The sequence below is a fragment of the Terrabacter koreensis genome (assembly GCF_054783315.1).
Genome location: NZ_BAAGQU010000004.1, coordinates 276874 through 292765 on the forward strand (window position 1 = coordinate 276874; position 15892 = coordinate 292765).

The 15892-nt window shown below is 72.5% G+C and carries 12 protein-coding genes; 6 read left to right on the forward strand and 6 right to left on the reverse strand.

Annotated features, from left to right (window positions below):
- Positions 1 to 17: 17 nt before the first annotated feature.
- Positions 18 to 776, reverse strand: coding sequence for a pirin family protein (locus ACYVNR_RS04015; protein ID WP_461046722.1), 759 nt, complete (start codon positions 774 to 776; stop codon positions 18 to 20).
- Positions 777 to 907: 131 nt separating this feature from the next.
- On the opposite strand from ACYVNR_RS04015, the gene ACYVNR_RS04020 reads away from it, so the two are divergent.
- From ACYVNR_RS04020 to ACYVNR_RS04035, 4 genes are read left to right on the forward strand one after another with little or no spacing between them, the layout of a single operon-like run.
- Positions 908 to 2413, forward strand: a complete 1506-nt coding sequence (locus ACYVNR_RS04020; protein WP_461046724.1) for a xanthine dehydrogenase small subunit — start codon at positions 908 to 910, stop codon at positions 2411 to 2413.
- Positions 2410 to 4866 (forward strand): xanthine dehydrogenase molybdopterin binding subunit, encoded by a 2457-nt coding sequence (xdhB, locus tag ACYVNR_RS04025; protein ID WP_461046726.1) that lies wholly within the window; start codon positions 2410 to 2412, stop codon positions 4864 to 4866. The genes ACYVNR_RS04020 and xdhB overlap by 4 nt, the downstream gene beginning before the upstream one ends.
- Position 4867: 1 nt before the next feature.
- A complete protein-coding gene (gene xdhC, locus ACYVNR_RS04030; protein WP_461046727.1) occupies positions 4868 to 5689 on the forward strand; it encodes a xanthine dehydrogenase accessory protein XdhC in 822 nt (273 codons plus the stop codon).
- Complete coding sequence (locus ACYVNR_RS04035) at positions 5686 to 6996, forward strand: guanine deaminase (RefSeq protein ID WP_461046729.1); 1311 nt, start codon at positions 5686 to 5688, stop codon at positions 6994 to 6996. The genes xdhC and ACYVNR_RS04035 overlap by 4 nt, the downstream gene beginning before the upstream one ends.
- A 29-nt stretch (positions 6997 to 7025) precedes the next feature.
- On the opposite strand, the gene ACYVNR_RS04040 is transcribed toward ACYVNR_RS04035, so the two are convergent.
- The 3 genes from ACYVNR_RS04040 to ACYVNR_RS04050 all read right to left on the reverse strand — a co-directional run bounded on the left by ACYVNR_RS04040 (position 7026) and on the right by ACYVNR_RS04050 (position 11504).
- Entirely contained in the window at positions 7026 to 8336 is a 1311-nt protein-coding gene (locus tag ACYVNR_RS04040) for a nucleotide disphospho-sugar-binding domain-containing protein (protein WP_461046731.1), read from the reverse strand.
- Positions 8333 to 10573, reverse strand: coding sequence for a glycosyltransferase (locus ACYVNR_RS04045; protein ID WP_461046733.1), 2241 nt, complete (start codon positions 10571 to 10573; stop codon positions 8333 to 8335). The genes ACYVNR_RS04040 and ACYVNR_RS04045 overlap by 4 nt, the downstream gene beginning before the upstream one ends.
- Before the next feature lie 163 nt (positions 10574 to 10736).
- Positions 10737 to 11504 (reverse strand): endonuclease/exonuclease/phosphatase family protein, encoded by a 768-nt coding sequence (locus ACYVNR_RS04050; protein WP_461046735.1) that lies wholly within the window; start codon positions 11502 to 11504, stop codon positions 10737 to 10739.
- 104 nt (positions 11505 to 11608) lie between these two features.
- Between ACYVNR_RS04050 and ACYVNR_RS04055 the strand changes: the two genes are divergently transcribed.
- Positions 11609 to 12166 (forward strand): nucleotidyltransferase family protein, encoded by a 558-nt coding sequence (locus ACYVNR_RS04055; RefSeq protein ID WP_461046737.1) that lies wholly within the window; start codon positions 11609 to 11611, stop codon positions 12164 to 12166.
- A 6-nt stretch (positions 12167 to 12172) separates the two neighbouring features.
- On the opposite strand, the gene ACYVNR_RS04060 is transcribed toward ACYVNR_RS04055, so the two are convergent.
- The gene (locus tag ACYVNR_RS04060; RefSeq protein ID WP_045191007.1) at positions 12173 to 12997 is read right to left on the reverse strand and encodes a phytanoyl-CoA dioxygenase family protein; all 825 of its coding nucleotides are present in this window, start codon (positions 12995 to 12997) and stop codon (positions 12173 to 12175) included.
- 75 nt (positions 12998 to 13072) lie between these two features.
- Positions 13073 to 13447 carry a hypothetical protein gene (locus ACYVNR_RS04065; RefSeq protein WP_461046739.1) on the reverse strand — a complete coding sequence of 125 codons (375 nt, stop codon included), beginning with the start codon at positions 13445 to 13447 and terminating at the stop codon, positions 13073 to 13075.
- A 239-nt stretch (positions 13448 to 13686) separates the two neighbouring features.
- Here ACYVNR_RS04065 and arsA point away from each other — a divergent pair, with 239 nt between their 5' ends.
- Positions 13687 to 15501: an arsenical pump-driving ATPase gene (gene arsA, locus ACYVNR_RS04070; RefSeq protein ID WP_461046741.1), complete on the forward strand. Its 1815-nt coding sequence runs from the start codon at positions 13687 to 13689 to the stop codon at positions 15499 to 15501.
- Positions 15502 to 15892: the final 391 nt, after the last annotated feature.

Below are 15892 nucleotides of genomic sequence, written 5' to 3' on the forward strand. Positions count from 1 at the left end.
CGCCACGGCGCTGCCGGTCAGGAGCCGATGGTCGCGTGCATCTCCCAGACGAGGATCTCTGCGGGCTCGATGGCGGTGACCCGGTTGCCGCCGACCGCCGTGAACCGGACGGCGTCGCCGGTCGCGAGGGGGCCCGCGCCCTCCAGCGTCACCGCACCGCGGGCCACGAACAGGTGCAGGAACGGCGAGTCGGGCAGCGAGACCTCCTGCCCCGGTGCGAGCCGCGCGGCGTGCAGGGCGGCGTACCGGTTGCGGATGCGGATGGCGGCCTCCCCGTCGTGCCTCGCCATTCCCGAGGCGACGGGAACGAGGCCGCCGGCGAGCAGCTCGTGCTCGATCTCCAGCTGCTCGTAGCCGGGCGTGATGTTGCCCTCGTCGGGCAGCACCCACATCTGCACGAAGTGCACCGGGTCGTCGTGGACGTCGCCGCGCAGGCGCCAGGAGTCGTTCTTCTCCGAGTGGAGGATGCCGCTGCCGGCGCTCATGCGCTGCGCCAGCCCGGGGTAGATCACCCCGTTGTGGCCGGTGCTGTCCTGGTGCACCAGCGAGCCCTCGAGCACCCACGTGACGATCTCCATGTCGCGATGGGGATGCGTGTCGAACCCGGTGCCCGGGTCGACGATGTCGTCGTTGTTGACAAGGAGCACCCCGTGGTGGGTGTTGGCCGGGTCGTGGTGCTGCCCGAACGAGAAGGAGTGCTTCGAGTCGAGCCAGCCGAACCGGCTCGTGAAGCGCTCGCCGGCGCGGCGCACGTCGATGCCCGGGATGAGGTCCATGGTCTCCATCATGCAGCGCGCGGCCCGGCGCGAAGCCGCCGGTGGGCTCCCGCCGGTGCCGCACGGACGAGCGTCGCCGACGTCTGCGACGCCGCGGTGCATCATGGTCCGGTGGAACAACGGACGCACGGATGACGCCCGGGCTGCGACCCGAGGTGACGGTGAACGGGGTGGGCATCGGCCTCGACGGCACCGACCCGGCCACCACCGCCCTCGACTGGTTGCGCAGCCGAGGCCTCACCGGGGCCAAGGAGGGCTGTGCCGAGGGGGAGTGCGGCGCCTGTGCCGTCATGGTGGCCCGCCCCGGCGCCGACTCGGGCACCGAGTGGACCGCCCTCAACTCGTGCCTCGTGCCGGCCGCATCCCTCGACGGGCAGGAGGTCGTCACGGCGGAGGGGTTGGGCACCCCCGAGCGGCTGCACCCGGTTCAGCGCGAGCTCGCTCGGCGCGGCGGCTCGCAGTGCGGCTTCTGCACGCCCGGCTTCGTCTGCTCCATGGCCGCGGAGTACTACCGCGACGGTCGACAGCCCTTGGACGAGTCGGCCCGCGACGTGGCCGACGACGCGGTTGACGACGCGGCCGACGAGGCCCGGGAGCCCGGGCACGGTTGCGGCGCCAACGGCTTCGAGCTGGAGGCGCTCTCGGGCAACCTCTGCCGCTGCACGGGCTACCGGCCGATCCGCGATGCCGCGTTCGCGCTCGCTGAGCCGGCCGCCGACGACCCTCTCGCCGCGCGCCGCACCGAAGCGCCTCCTCGGGCCGCCGCGACGCTCCTCGAGGGCGACTCCGGCCGCTACGTGCGCCCCGTCGACCTCGCCGACGCGATTGCCCTGCTCGGCGAGCACCCGGGGGCCGTGCTCGTGGCCGGCTCCACCGACTGGGGGGTCGAGGTGAACCTCAGGGGGGCACGGGCTGCCCTCGTCATCGGCTTGGACCGGCTGGCCGAGCTGCGCGCGCTGTCGGTCGGCAACGACGTCATCGAGATCGGCGCGGCCCTGAGCCTGACCGAGGTCGAGCGCGGACTGGCCGGACGGATCCCCCTGCTCGACAAGCTCTTTCCCCAGTTCGCCTCGAGGCTGATCCGCAACGGCGCGACGATCGGAGGCAACCTCGGCACCGGCTCGCCCATCGGCGACCTGCTGCCCGCCCTCCTCGCCCTCGAGGCCGACGTCGTGCTCACGGGACCGCGCGGCGACCGCGAGGTCCCGGTCGCCGACTACTTCGCCGGCTACCGCCGGAGCGTCAGGCGACCGGACGAGCTCGTGCGCGCGGTGCGCGTCCCGGTGCCACTCACACCGGTCACCGCCTTCCACAAGATCGCCAAGCGACGCTACGACGACATCTCCAGCGTTGCAGTGGCGTTCGCCCTCGACATCGACGGCGACGTGGTGCGCCGGGCACGGATCGGGCTGGGGGGCGTGGCGGCAACCCCGGTGCGGGCGCGGCAGACCGAGGCGGCCCTCGAAGGGCGACCGTGGACCGTCGAGACCGTGCACGCCGCAGCAGACGTGCTGCAGGGCGAGGGCACGCCGCTGGACGACCACCGGGCAAGCGCCGCCTACCGTCGTGCGGTCCTCGGCACCTCGCTGCCCAGGCTCTACGCCGAGACCTCCCCACGCCAGGAGGCGAGCGCATGACCCCCCTGTCCAGCCGTCCGGCGAGCAGCCCTGTGGGCCAGTCGATCCCGCACGAGTCAGCAGCGCTGCACGTGACCGGGAGGGCGCTGTACACCGACGATCTCTGGGTGCGCACCCACGGCGTCCTCCACGCCCACCCGGTGCAGGCACCGCACGCCCACGCCCTCGTCACCAGGCTGCACACGGCACCGGCCCTCGAGGTGCCGGGCGTCGTGCGCGTGCTCACCGCCGACGACGTGCCGGGCGTCAACGACGCCGGCGCGAAGCTCGACGAGCCCCTGTTCCCCTCGGAGGTGATGTTCTTCGGGCACGCCGTGTGCTGGGTGCTCGGCGAGAGCCTCGAGGCGGCGCGCCTCGGCGCACTGGCTGTCGAGGTCGACTACGAGCCGCTGCCGTCGATCGTCACGGTGCGCGAGGCCATCGAGGCGGAGAGCTTCCAGGGTGGTCAGCCGAGGCTCGAGCGTGGCGACGTCGACGCCGGGCTGGCGGCGGCGGCGCACGTGTTCAGCGGCGAGCTCGACCTCGCCGGCCAGGAGCACTTCTACCTCGAGACGCAGTGCGCACTCGCCCACGTCGACGAGGCGGGGCAGGTGTTCGTGCAGAGCAGCACGCAGCACCCGACCGAGACCCAGGACATCGTCGCGCACGTGCTGGGGGTCGCGAGCCACGCCGTGACGGTGCAGTGCCTGCGGATGGGGGGCGGCTTCGGCGGCAAGGAGATGCAGCCCCACGGGTATGCCGCCGTGGCTGCCCTCGGAGCCACGCTCACCGGCCGACCCGTGCGCCTGCGGCTGACGCGCAGCCAGGACATCACCATGACCGGCAAGCGGCACGGGTTCCACGCCCAGTGGCGCGCAGGCTTCGACGAGGCCGGGCACCTGCTGGCGCTCGACGCCACGCTGACGTGCGACGGTGGCTGGAGCCTCGACCTCTCCGAACCGGTGCTGGCCCGGGCCCTGTGCCACGTCGACAACGCGTACTGGATCCCCGACGTCCGGGTCAACGGTCGGATCGCCAAGACGCACAAGACGTCCCAGACGGCGTTCCGCGGCTTCGGCGGGCCGCAGGGCATGCTCGTCGTCGAGGACGTCCTCGGCCGGTGCGCCCCCCGGCTCGGGATCGACCCGTCCGAGCTGCGCCGCGTCAACTTCTACCGCGCCGGGCAGCAGACCCCGTACGGCCAGACGGTGCGCCACCCCGAGCGCGCGGTCACCTGTTGGGAGCAGGTGCTCACGGACGGCGGGGTTGCAGCGCGCGCCGCGCAGATCGCGTCGTTCAACGCGGCCCACGAGCACACCAAGCGCGCCCTTGCCCTCACCCCGGTCAAGTTCGGCATCTCGTTCAACTTCACCGCCTTCAACCAGGCCGGGGCCCTCGTCCACGTCTACAAGGACGGTTCGGTGCTGGTCAACCACGGCGGCACCGAGATGGGCCAGGGCCTCCACACCAAGATGCTCCAGGTCGCGGCGACGACGCTGGGGGTGCCCCTGTCGTCGGTGCGGCTTGCCCCGACCCGCACCGACAAGGTGCCGAACACGTCTGCCACTGCTGCGAGCTCGGGAGCCGACCTCAACGGCGCAGCGGTCAAGGACGCGTGTGAGCAGATCCTCGACCGGCTGCGGCCCGTCGCCTCCGAGCGACTCGGTGTGCCGGTCGACGCGGTCGTCTTCGCCGGGGGAACCGTCGGGGTGACGGGCGGCGAGCAGGTGGTGGCCTGGCGCGACCTGGTGAGCCAGGCCTACTACCAGCGCGTGCAGCTCTGGGCAGCCGGGTTCTACCGCACCGAGGGTCTGCACTGGGACTCCACCCGGATGCACGGGTCGCCGTTCAAGTACTTCTCCTACGGTGCGGCCGCCACCGAGGTCGAGGTGGACGGGTTCACCGGTGCGTACCGGCTGCGCCGCGTCGACATCGTGCACGACGTGGGCGACTCGCTCTCGCCGCTGGTCGACATCGGCCAGATCGAGGGTGGGTTCGTGCAGGGGGCGGGGTGGCTGACGCTCGAGGACCTGCGGTGGGACGAGTCGCACACGCTCGCACGGGGAAGGCTCGCCACGGCGTCGGCCAGCACCTACAAGCTGCCGAGCTTCTCGGAGATGCCGGAGGTGTTCAACGTCGCTCTGCTCGAACGGGCGCACGAGGACGGGGTCGTCTACGGGTCGAAGGCCGTCGGAGAGCCTCCGCTCATGCTCGCCATCTCGGTGCGTGAGGCACTGCGGCAGGCCGCCGCCGCCTTCGGGCCGCCCGGTACCTCTGTCGAGCTCGCCTCGCCGGCCACGCCCGAGGCCGTCTTCTGGGCGGTGCGGCGGGCCCGTGGCGACGGGGGCCTGCCCCAGACCGCGCCGCTGGTCGAGGGAGGACTGGGTGTCGTGCCCGAGCAGCCCGACGCCACGGCCCGGCCGTTGCACCCACGTTCCGAGCAGCTCGCCCGGCAGACCGGCGCGGGAGACTGACGTGCACTGGCTGGCAGCAGTCGAGCAGCTGCGGACCGACCGACTGCCCGGCGTCCTCGTCACCCTCGTCTCGGTGCGGGGCCACGCGCCGCGCGATGCCGGCGCGAAGATGGTCGTCGCCGCCGAGCGAGCCTGGGGCAGCATCGGGGGCGGCAACCTCGAGGCCACCGTCGTCGACCGGGCCCGGGCGATGATCGCGAACGGCGTCACGGTCCCCGAGCAGCTCGTCCTGTCGCTCAACGAGCGTGCCCCGGTGCAGCACGGGCAGCAGTGCTGCGGTGGGGAGGTGTCGGTGCTGCTCGAACCGCTCACGGTGGTGCCCTCCGTCGCGATCTTCGGCCTGGGTCACGTGGGCTTGGAGCTGGCTCGCGTCCTGTGTCGCCACGACCTCGAGCTCCACCTCGTCGACGGTCGCAAGGACAAGCTCGAGCCGGGTCACCTCACCGGGCTCGAGGACGCCGTGGCACGTATCCACGTCCGGCACGCGCCGGTGCCCGAGCTGGTGCTCGGACAGGTCCCGAAGGGCACGCACGTGCTCATCATGACCCACGACCACGCCGAGGACGCGGCCCTGTGCGACGCCGCGCTGCGATGCTCCCATCTGGGGTCGATCGGTCTGATCGGGTCATCGGCCAAGTGGCGTCGCTTCGAGCAACGTCTTGCCGCAGAAGGGCATTCGGCAGAATCCTTGCGCAGGATCACGTCGCCCATCGGTGCGCCGGGTCTCTTCGGCAAGAGCCCGGCCGAGATCGCCCTCGCCGTAGCGGTCGACCTCCTGGAGGCCTTCCAGCGGGACCGGGCCGCCCAGGGCGCGCCGTCGTGACGCTGTTCCGGGCGACCGTCGTCGACACCCCGTCCAACCCCTTCACCGGCGGCCGTCTGCGTTCGGACGACGACTGCGGGCTGCTCGTCCAGCTCGGCGTCATCACCGCGCGGGGGCCGTTCGAGACCCTGCGAAGGGCGCATCCCGACGAGCCGGTGCTCGACCTGCGCGAAGGGATGCTCCTGCCCGGCATGGTCGACACCCACGTCCACTTCCCGCAGGTGCGCATCATCGGTGGCCTCGGCCTGCCGCTGCTCGACTGGCTGGACCAGTGCGCGCTCCCGGAGGAGATGCGCCTCGCGGACGTCGACCACGCACGCGGTGTGGCTCGGGACTTCGTCGCCGGACTCGTCGACGCAGGCACGACGACCGCGCTCGTCTTCGGCGCGCACTACGCCGGAGCGGTCGATGCGATGTTCGACGTCGCCGACCAGTCCGGCCTGCGCGTGACGACCGGGCTCGTCACCTCCGACAGGCTGCTGCCCGAACCCCTCCTCACCACCCCCGACCGCGCCCGCGCCGAATCGCGCGAGCTCGCGGACCGCTGGCACGGAAAGGGGCGGCTGCGGTATGCCGTGACGCCGCGCTTCTCGCTGTCGGCGAGCGACGATCTCCTCGAGGCCTGTGCGCAGACCCTGGCCGAGGTGCCGGGATCGCTCTTCACCTCGCACGTCAACGAGAACCTCCACGAGATCCGCGAGGTCGCAAGGCTCTTCGGTGGCTCTGCCTACGTCGACACCTACGACCGTCACGGGCTGCTCACCCCGCGTGCCGTCCTGGCGCACGACGTGCACCCGTCCGACCCCGAGCTGCGCACCCTCGCGGCGCGCGGGGCCGCCGTCGCGCACTGTCCGACGAGCAACGCCGCGCTGGGCAGCGGCCTGTTCCCCCTGCGCAGACACGTCGATGCCGGGGTGAGGGTGTCGCTCGGCTCCGACGTCGGGGCGGGCACCGGCTTCTGCCTCTTCAAGGAGGGCCTCCAGGCGTACTTCCTGCAGCAGCTGCTGGGTGAGGCAGGGTTGCCGCTCACGTCGGCCCACCTGCTCTGGCTGTCCACGGCGGCCGGCGCTGACGCGCTGGGCCTGGGCGAGGAGGTCGGTGTCCTGTCGGTGGGGCGGCAGTTCGACGCGATCTGGGTGCTTCCCGAGCCCGGCGACCCCCTCGCGGTGGGCCTGGCCAACGCCTCGTCCGCCGACGAGGCGCTGTCGAAGGTCTTCGCCCTCGGCACCACGTCCGACATCGCCGGCGTGTGGGTGGGCGGGGAGCAGATCGCGGCCGGCCACTGGCGACGACCAGGCCGTCCGTGACCTGCGAACGAGGTCGGCGGGGCCCGGGTTCAGTGGGCGGCCGGCGCGTCGACGAGCGCCGTGAACGCGCGTCGTGGCCCCGGCAGGTCTCGTAGCGACTCACCCAGCAGCTGCGCGGCCGCTCGCGGGCCGTCCGACCCGAGCAGCCGGGCGACTGCGGCGCGGATCGTCGCGGGGTCGGCCGAGTTGGGGTCGAGCACCTCGCCCAGAGCGCGCTGCTCGATCGCGGCGGCACCGGCGAACTGGTCGGTCGACAGTGGCATCACGAGCAGCGGCACTCCCGCCGTCAGGGCCTCGGTGACGCTGTTGTTGCCGCCGTGCGAGATCGCGAGGGCCGCGTGCCGCAGCAGCGTCACCTGCGGCAGCATCTCGCGGACGAGCCATGAGCTCGGCAGCTGGCCGAGGAGGTCGCGTGGAGTGGACCCGCTCGCGAGCGCGACCCGGACGTCGAGACCGCGCAGGGCCGCGGCAATGCGGGCCAGCACGTCGGACCGCGCCGAGAGGAAGCTGCCGAGGCTGACGTACACCACTGGTTCGCCGCCGCGACGCAGCCAGTCCTGCACCTCCTCGTCACGCGCCTCCTCACGCACCGCCGATCCCAGGAAGGTGTGGCGCGGCAGCAGCGCGGTGCGCTGCTGCTCGTGGAGCTCCGCCGGGTAGTTGAGCAGCAGCACGTCGCCGGTCTCGGCGAACGCGTCGGCGCTCGGCGACGCACCGGGGCTCAGCTCCTCGAGAGCGGCGTTCCACTGCGTCGTGAACTCGTCGCGCACCTGTTCCGAGAGCCGGCGCAGGTCGGCGAGTGCCCCTGGCTCGGGGTCGAACGCCCGCGGCCAGGCGGGCGGGTAGCCGTAGACCTCGTCGCCGACGGTGAGTGCGGACGGGTGGCCGAGCACCACGTCCGCGTGGGGGATGCCGCTGCTCACGAGCGCGAGGCGCGCCCCGAACGCGAGATGGTCGACGATGACGGTGTCGGGCCTGACCCGGTCGACGACGTCGTGCACGGCGCGGGCCACGCCCACGGCGTTCCAGAGCAGGTCGTCGCCGCGAGCCCGCGCCTGGTAGGCGAGCGTCTCGACCGCGCCGAGGCGCGTCGCGGCGAAGAACCCCTTCAGCGAGTCGTCCTCACCGGCGGGCTGGTCCTCGACGCGGATGACGCCAGGGTTCGAACCGCGGCCGAGCTGTAGGTGCTCACGCTCGTAGCCGAACTGCGCCACGAGGGCGTCCGTGGCGTGTCCGGTGGCCACGACGACACGCTCGCCCGCCTCACGCCAGGCGGTCGCCAGCGTGGCCAGCGGGTAGAGGTGGGAGGCGTAGTCGGGGCTGATGACGAGGAGGGTCACGACGCCCCCTCCGCGACGACGGGCGACCGCACGCCGGCTCCTGCGGTCCGGGACCCGACCTGCTCGTACACGGAGGCGAGGTCAGCAGCCATGGTGTCGATGCCGAACCGGGTGCGGATCATGTCCCGCGCGCGCCGGACGCGCGCCGCCGCGCCGGGGGACTCCGCGAGGTCGAGGGCGGCGTGGGTGGCGGTGGCGACGACCTGTGGGGTGGACGTGTCGGTGAGGATCCCCGTGTCGCCGTGAGCGACGTAGGTTGCGGGGCCGCCGCCCGCCGGCGCCACCACGACGAGTCCGGCGGCCATGGCCTCCAGGATCGCGATCCCGAACTCCTCCTTGACGCTGGCGCTCACGTAGACCCCGCGCGGCGCACCGGCTGGGCGACGGGTCGGCGCGGCGGGTGCGCCCGTGGCGGCGTCCTCCGGCTCCTGCGCGCCTGCACCGAGCGCCGCGAGCCAGGCGGTCGCCGTCGCGTTGGGGCGGTGTCCGGCGAGGAGCAGCCCACGATGGGTGGCCTCGTCCGCGGGCACGGCGGAGCGGATGCGACCGAGCTCGGCTGCTTCCTCGTCACTCGGCTGGTCGAGGTCGCCGCCGACGAGGAGCAGGTTGCAGCGTGCCGCCAGGCTCGAGTCGTCCCGCCAGGCGCGCACGAGGGTGGCCATGCCCTTGACCGCGTTGAGGCGGCCGACCGACACGACGATCGGCAGGTCGCGACGCTCGGCGGGCAGCGTCGCCACCAGCCGCCCGAGCTCGTCCAGTGCTGCCGAGACCGCAGTCCCGCGCTTCGTCTCGTAGCGCACCTCCCGCATCATCCGGTCCAGGGCCGCGACGTCGATGCCCTCCCCGACGACGGTCGCCTGCTGTGCCCGGAGCTCGAGCCCGAGGAATCGGCGCAGGTCGCGCTCGACGTGGGGTCGTGGGAAGAGCACGAGGTGGTCGGCCTGGGCCGCGAGCTCGAGGAGCAGCCGGTCGCGGAACCACAGGTGCTCGGTCCGGTCGGCCTCCACGAACGTGGACCGGGTCAACGTGCCTGCCGCGTCGCGGGACGCGATGAGGGCCTGGGGGTCGGGGGCCAGCGTGAGCACGACCGGGATGTGGAGCTCGGCCGCCACCTCGGCGGCGGCCATGGACCCGAGGTCGGCCATCCGGAGGTGGATCGTGTCGACGTGTCCTGCCGCTCGCAGGATCCTGCGTATGCCGCGTCGGGTGGCCACGCGCGTCGGCCAGGCCTGCGCGACGCCGGGACGCGCGCCCGGGCGGGGGACGTGCGCGTAGTGGTGGCCCGGGACGAGCAGAGTCGATGCCGGCGCCTGTCCAGCCGGCCGTGCCGCACCCCGGAGGACGGGGAAGTGCGCCGGGTCAGGGTCGCCGCCGGAGATGGTGATGACGCGCTCCACCGCTGGCTGTCGCAGCAGGGCGTCACCGAGGTGGACGAGGAGGGTGGCGATGCCCCCGGTGTCCCCCTGCCCGGAGTGGTTCAGCTGTCCGTCGATGTCGGAGTGGAGGAAGAGCTGCGCCACCGTGAGTCCTCGCGGGGCCGCCGTCGCGGGCGCCGGGAAGAGGTCGTGAAGTGCCAGCCGGGCGGTCCGGGCCAACGGCCCCACGCTGCGCGACAGCGTGACGAGCAGGTGTTCGGCGCTGCGGTGGGCTGCCGGCCCGTCGCCGAGGGCGCAGACCGCCGCAGTGCGGACGGGCAGGGGCTCCGACTCGTCGCCGGCGAGTGCGAGGAGGGCCCGGGTGGACGGCGCACCGGCAACGAGGCCGAGGGTCTCGACCAGGCGAGCCCGGGCCGCGGCGTCGGTGCAGCCCGGCAGCGCGTCGAGCACTGCACCGCGCACCTCCTCGGGCGCGTGCTCGGCCCACTGCTCGAGGCTGCGCTGGGCCAGCATCCCGATGAACCCGCCGGCCCGGCAGGCACGGACGAGGGCCGGGAGTGCCTCCTCGACGAGTGCGGTGCCGCGGAGGGCGTCGACGGCGTGCTCGGCCACGTAGCCGCGCTGCCCAGTCAGCAGGCGGCCGAGGGTGGGGCCCGCAGACGCGTGCCTGCTGGCGCCGAGGGCGTGGACCGCCGCGATCGCCGTGAGTGGATCGCCCGTCAGCGCCTCGGAGCGAAGCGCCGCAACGGCATGGTCGGACGGCTCGGTGGCGGCGGCCGCGGCCAGCCGGGGTGCCGCGTGCATGCCTTCGAGGATGGTGGGGGCGGCCCTCACCGCGGCGAGCGCGAGGCCGACGTCCATGGCGTCAACCCTAGGGTGCAGTGGACGTGCCCATCGCGATCCTGTCCAAGGTTGGCCTGCGGCCGGTAGCGGCCAGAGGGGGACGTGCTCGGCGCGCGCGTGGCGGTATGCGCGGTGGCCTCGGTGGCCTCGGTGGCCTCGGCGGGCTTGCGAGTCAGGTCGCTCAGGACGCCACGGTCAGCTCGGCGGTGAGCGCGCGGTGGTCCGAGACCGGCAGCCGGACGGAAGCCGCACCCGTCGTGCGCACCGCACCGCGCACGAGCACGTGGTCGATCTGCTGCTGCGGGTCGTCGACGGGGAACGTCGGCTCCGACGCGGCCGACCGGAGGCCGGTGATGCGCGTCGCGCGGTCGGGGCCCATGTTGAGGTCGCCCATGAGCACGAGCGGCTGCTCGTCGTCGGCGACGTCGGCCATGAGCCGGCGCAGCTGGCGGCCGTTCCACCAGTCGATGAACGACAGGTGCGTGTTCGCCACCGTCACGACGCCGTCCGGCGTCTCCACGTCCGCGACCACCGCGACCCGCGGCTCGTCGCGCACCAGCTCCGGGCGCAGGCGCCCGCGGAACCGCATCGGCACGCGCACCGGCACCGGGGCCAGCCGCACCACCCGCCAGCCGCGCACCGGGAAGCGTGAGAGCAGGGCGATCCCGTATGCCGCCGCGTCGGGCTGCTCCTCGCCGGTGGCCGCGATCCACGTGGCACCGGGACTGCCCGACAGGGCTGCGACGAACCGGTGCTCGGGCGCGTCCATCGCCTCGGCGGCGATGGACGTGAGGTCGGCGTGGTCGGAGCGGTGCTGGTTGCGGTCGACCTCCTGGAGGGCGAGGACGTCGGCGTCGAGGTCGCGGATGGCTGACCGGAACCCGGCGAGGTCGACGTGCTGGTCGGTCGGCACGCGCCCGTTGAGGATGTTGAACGTCGCCACTCTCATGCCGTGGCCCTACCCGCGATTCGGCGGACGCACACGTCGGTGGCGCGCCCGGGCCGGCCGGACGGCATACGCAAGGAGAGCTGCCCGACGGGTATGCGTTGGGCATGGGAGTCGAGGACGAGCCGGACCTGCGGGAGGCGCTCAAGGCGGTGGCGGTGGCGCTGAAGGGCTCGGGGGTGCCGTTCGCACTGATGGGCGGCTACGCCGCGTGGGCGCGCGGCGGCCCCGAGCCGGACCACGACGTCGACTTCCTCGTCGCCGACGAGGACGCCGACCACGTCGCGCAGTACCTGGCCGAGCAGGACTTCGACGTCGTGCAGCCCCCGGAGGACTGGCTCTTCAAGGTCTTCTGCAACGGTGCGATGGTCGACATCATCCACGGCCCGGTCGGCGGGCCGGTGCACCGGCCGGAGGTCCAGCGCGCCACCCTCATGGACGTGCTCTCGGTCGAGATGCCGGTGCTCGAGTCGACCGAGCTCGTCGTGCACAAGCTCAACGCGCTCGACGAGCACTACTGCGACGTCGCGAAGGTGCTGCCGGTGCTGCGCGCCCTGCGCGAACAGGTCGACTGGGAGCGGGTGTGCCGCGAGACGGCCGACAACGACTTCGCGGCCATGGTCCTCTTCCTGCTCGACCGCCTCGGCATCGTCGCCGCGGCCTGACGTCGCTCAGCCCATCACCAGACCCTCGATGTCGTGCTTCTGCACGATGGGCCGCAGCTCGTCGACGACGGGGCAGGCGAGGTGGTCGCGCACCCGCTGGGGCAGGCTCTCCCAGAACCCGTGGGTCACGGCGACGTCGTGGTGCGCGTCGTTGCCCGCACCGGGCGCGTCGACGCCGAGCACGAGCACCGGCCGCGAGACCGTGGAGGTGTTGGGCGTGCCGCGGTGGATGGTCAGCGCCGAGCGGGCGGAGATGTCACCGACCTGCGGGTACTTGCGCTGTGCCAGCGCCTCGTAGCGGGGGTACTCCGACTCCGGCGGGAACTGCTCGTGGTCGAAGGTGTCGCCCCGTTCCCACTGCGTGCCCGGGGCGATCTCGAAGGGTCCCATCTCATCGGTCGTGTCGACGGTGGTGAGGTTGAACGCGAGCGAGGTGAGCCGGTGCTCCTCCGTCGTCTCGCGGGGGCTGCGGAAGTCGCGGTGCCACGGCTGCACCTTCGCGCCGGGGAACGGGGTGTCGAAGCCCACCTCGACGATCGTGTAGTCGGGGCCGAGGACGGTCTCGCACACGGTCCGGACCCACGGGTGCTCGACGAGGTCGACGAAACCGCGCAGCGCCTCGGGGTGGATCTCGACGTACCACCGGTTGGGCCCGCGTCCCACGGCGCCGCCCTCGCGGGAGCGGGCCTCGTCGAACGCGACGTCGATGTCCTCGCGCAGCCGGGCGACCCACTCCGTGGAGAAGGCGCCGCGGCAGGCGATGATGCCGTCGGTCTCGAGCCCCCGCCGTATGCCGTCGAGGTCGTAGGTCTGCTCGGTCGTGCTCGTCATGTCGTGACGTTACCCACGAACAGGTGGGCTCGTCGCGGCGCGACCCCGGGACTCGTGGGGCCGCGCCGCGACGGATCAGGCCAGGCAGCGGTTGGAGTCGTTGCGCACGATCGAGTAGTAGAGGTTGCCCTCGTAGGCCCAACCGACGGTGCCGGTGCCCATGTGGCGCAGGTGCCACCAGATGTTGCCAGCGGTGTTCTTCGTCCAGCAGTCGAGCTCGACGCCGCTGCTGGTGCCGCTCTGCGTGTAACGCGTGCCGCACTCGGCGTGCGGGCCGGCCTTGATGGGGGCGCCCTGGTTGAGGCTGTTGTTGCCGCTCGAGCGGTCCTGCCACGCGGTCGAGCAGTCGGCCGCCAGGGCCGAGGGTGCGGCGGCGATGGCGAGGCCGCCGGCCAGCGCGGCCGACACGGCCAGAGCCTGGATGCGGCGGACGCGGGACGTGTGCTTCATGGCTTCTCCTTGGGTGGGGGGCTTTCCGGGGAGGAGCCAACGCAGGACCGCTAACAACCTGCTAATCCGCTGTGCGGCGGGGCATCATGGTCCGGTGGTCCGGTGGTCCGGTGGTCCGGTGGAGGCCCTTCCGTGAACTTCGCCTCAGTCCATCGACACCGATCGCCCTGGCTGCCACCGTGGAAGTAGCGACTGCGCTCCGTTGCCGTTGGGCGCGGACCGCGGAGAGGCTGCCGCTGATGACTGGTTTACCGTTCCTCGAGGCGTTGCCCCGCTTCGTGTTCTTCACCGGCAAGGGCGGCGTCGGCAAGACGTCGCTCGCCTGCGCGACCGCGGTCTGGTTGGCCGAGCAGGGTCGCACGGTGCTGCTGACGAGCACCGACCCGGCATCCAACGTCGGGCAGGTCTTCGACGTCACGATCGGCAACACGATCTCCGCGGTCCCCACCGTGCCTGGCCTGGAAGCCCTGGAGATCGACCCGCAGCAGGCCGCGGACGCCTACCGCGCAGCCATCATCGACCCGGTCCGGGACGTGCTTCCCGCTGACGAGATCTCCGCGATGACAGAGCAGCTCTCCGGGGCGTGCACCACGGAGATCGCCTCCTTCGACGAGTTCACCACCCTGCTTGCGGGAGAGGGCGTCACCGCCGCGTACGACCACGTCCTGTTCGACACCGCTCCCACGGGGCACACGATCCGCCTTCTCCAGCTCCCGGGCGAGTGGACGAGCTATCTGTCCGACGGCAAGGGCGACGTCTCCTGCCTCGGCCCGGTGGCCGGCCTCGACCGTCTCCGCCGCGACTATGCCGGCGCGCTCGCCGCCCTGACCGACCCGGCACGCACTCGACTCGTCCTGGTCACCAGGCCGCAGCGATCCGCCATCGGGGAAGCCGCCCGGACCTACGAGGAGCTGCGGGCGCTGGGCATGACGAACGCCCACGTCATCGTCAACGGCGTCATGTCGGCGTCTGCGGCCGACGATGATGCGGATGAGCTGACGGAGGCCATCCGTCTTCGCGAGCAGGCAGCGCTGAACGCGATTCCGGCGGACCTTTCCGCGCTGCCGAGGACCACGCTGCCGCTGCTGCCCTTCAACACCGTTGGTGTCCCGGCGCTCCGAGCGCTCCTCGGCCCGGCATCCGCTGCGCGGGGTGGGGCCAGTGGCGAGACCGTGTCGCTGCCCCTGGGCGCAGTCGGCCTGCGTCACCTCGTCGACGACCTCGAGAGGGACGGGCACGGCCTCGTGATGTGCATGGGCAAGGGCGGGGTCGGCAAGACCACGGTGGCCGCCGCGGTGGCCGTCGAGCTGGCCAACCGCGGCCATGAAGTCCTCCTCACGACAACCGATCCCGCGGCCCACCTGGGCGAGACGTTGCAGGCCCGGGTCGAGAACCTCACCGTCGAACGGATCGACCCGCAGCAGGCGATCACCGAGTACCGGTCCCGGGTCATGGCCGGCAAGGGCAAGGCCCTCGACGATGCGGGCAGGGCAGCGCTGGCCGAGGACCTGAAGTCGCCGTGCACCGACGAGGTTGCCGTGTTCCAGCAGTTCTCCCACGTGGTCTTCCGGGCCCGCAAGCAGTTCGTCGTGCTCGACACCGCGCCGACCGGACACACGCTGCTGCTCCTGGATGCCACAGGTTCCTACCATCGCGAGATCACCCGTCAGATGACCGAGGGCGCACGGTTCGTCACCCCGCTGATGCGGCTGCAGGACCCGGCCCAGACCAAGGTCATCATCGTCACCCTCCCCGAGACGACGCCCGTGCTGGAGGCCGAGGAGCTGCGCGACGACCTCGGTCGTGCCGGCATCACACCCTGGGCCTGGGTCGTCAACGCCAGCCTCACCGCGGCGGCGCCGACCTCACCGTTCCTGCGCACGCGGGCCCGAGCCGAGACCGCTCCGCTCGCTCGCGTCAGTCGTCTCTGCCCGCGCGTCGCCGTGCTCCCGCTGCTCGCTGAGGATCCCGTCGGCCCTGCAGCCCTGGCCGCGTTGACGGCTCCGAGCGTCGTTGCCGACCCTTCGCGGGACGCCTTGCTTCCATCCCCCTGAGATCCCAGCCTGCCGGTCGACAGTCACGATCGCGCCGATCCTGCCCGGGGCCGGCCTGTCGAGCGACGGAGGAAAGACGAAGCCGCAGGTCAGAGGGCTCTGAGCCTGCGGCTTCGTGGGTTGTGGCCAGGGGCGGGGTCGAACCGCCGACCTTCCGATTTTCAGGTGTCGGCAGCCATCCGGCGAGGGGTACTGACGTCGTCCTGATGTGGGCGGGCGGCGGAAGGCGTCCGGTGTGCAGGTCCTTGAGTCCGGTCACGTTGGTGTCACTGCTGATGTCAACGCAGGTCTTGCGCCACATCTGCCCGGCACCCTGATAGCGGCCAGCACCAGGACCCCGGTCAGTGGGTCAAGGGTCGAGCTTGCTCGATCGCGAAGCGACGCTTTGCGC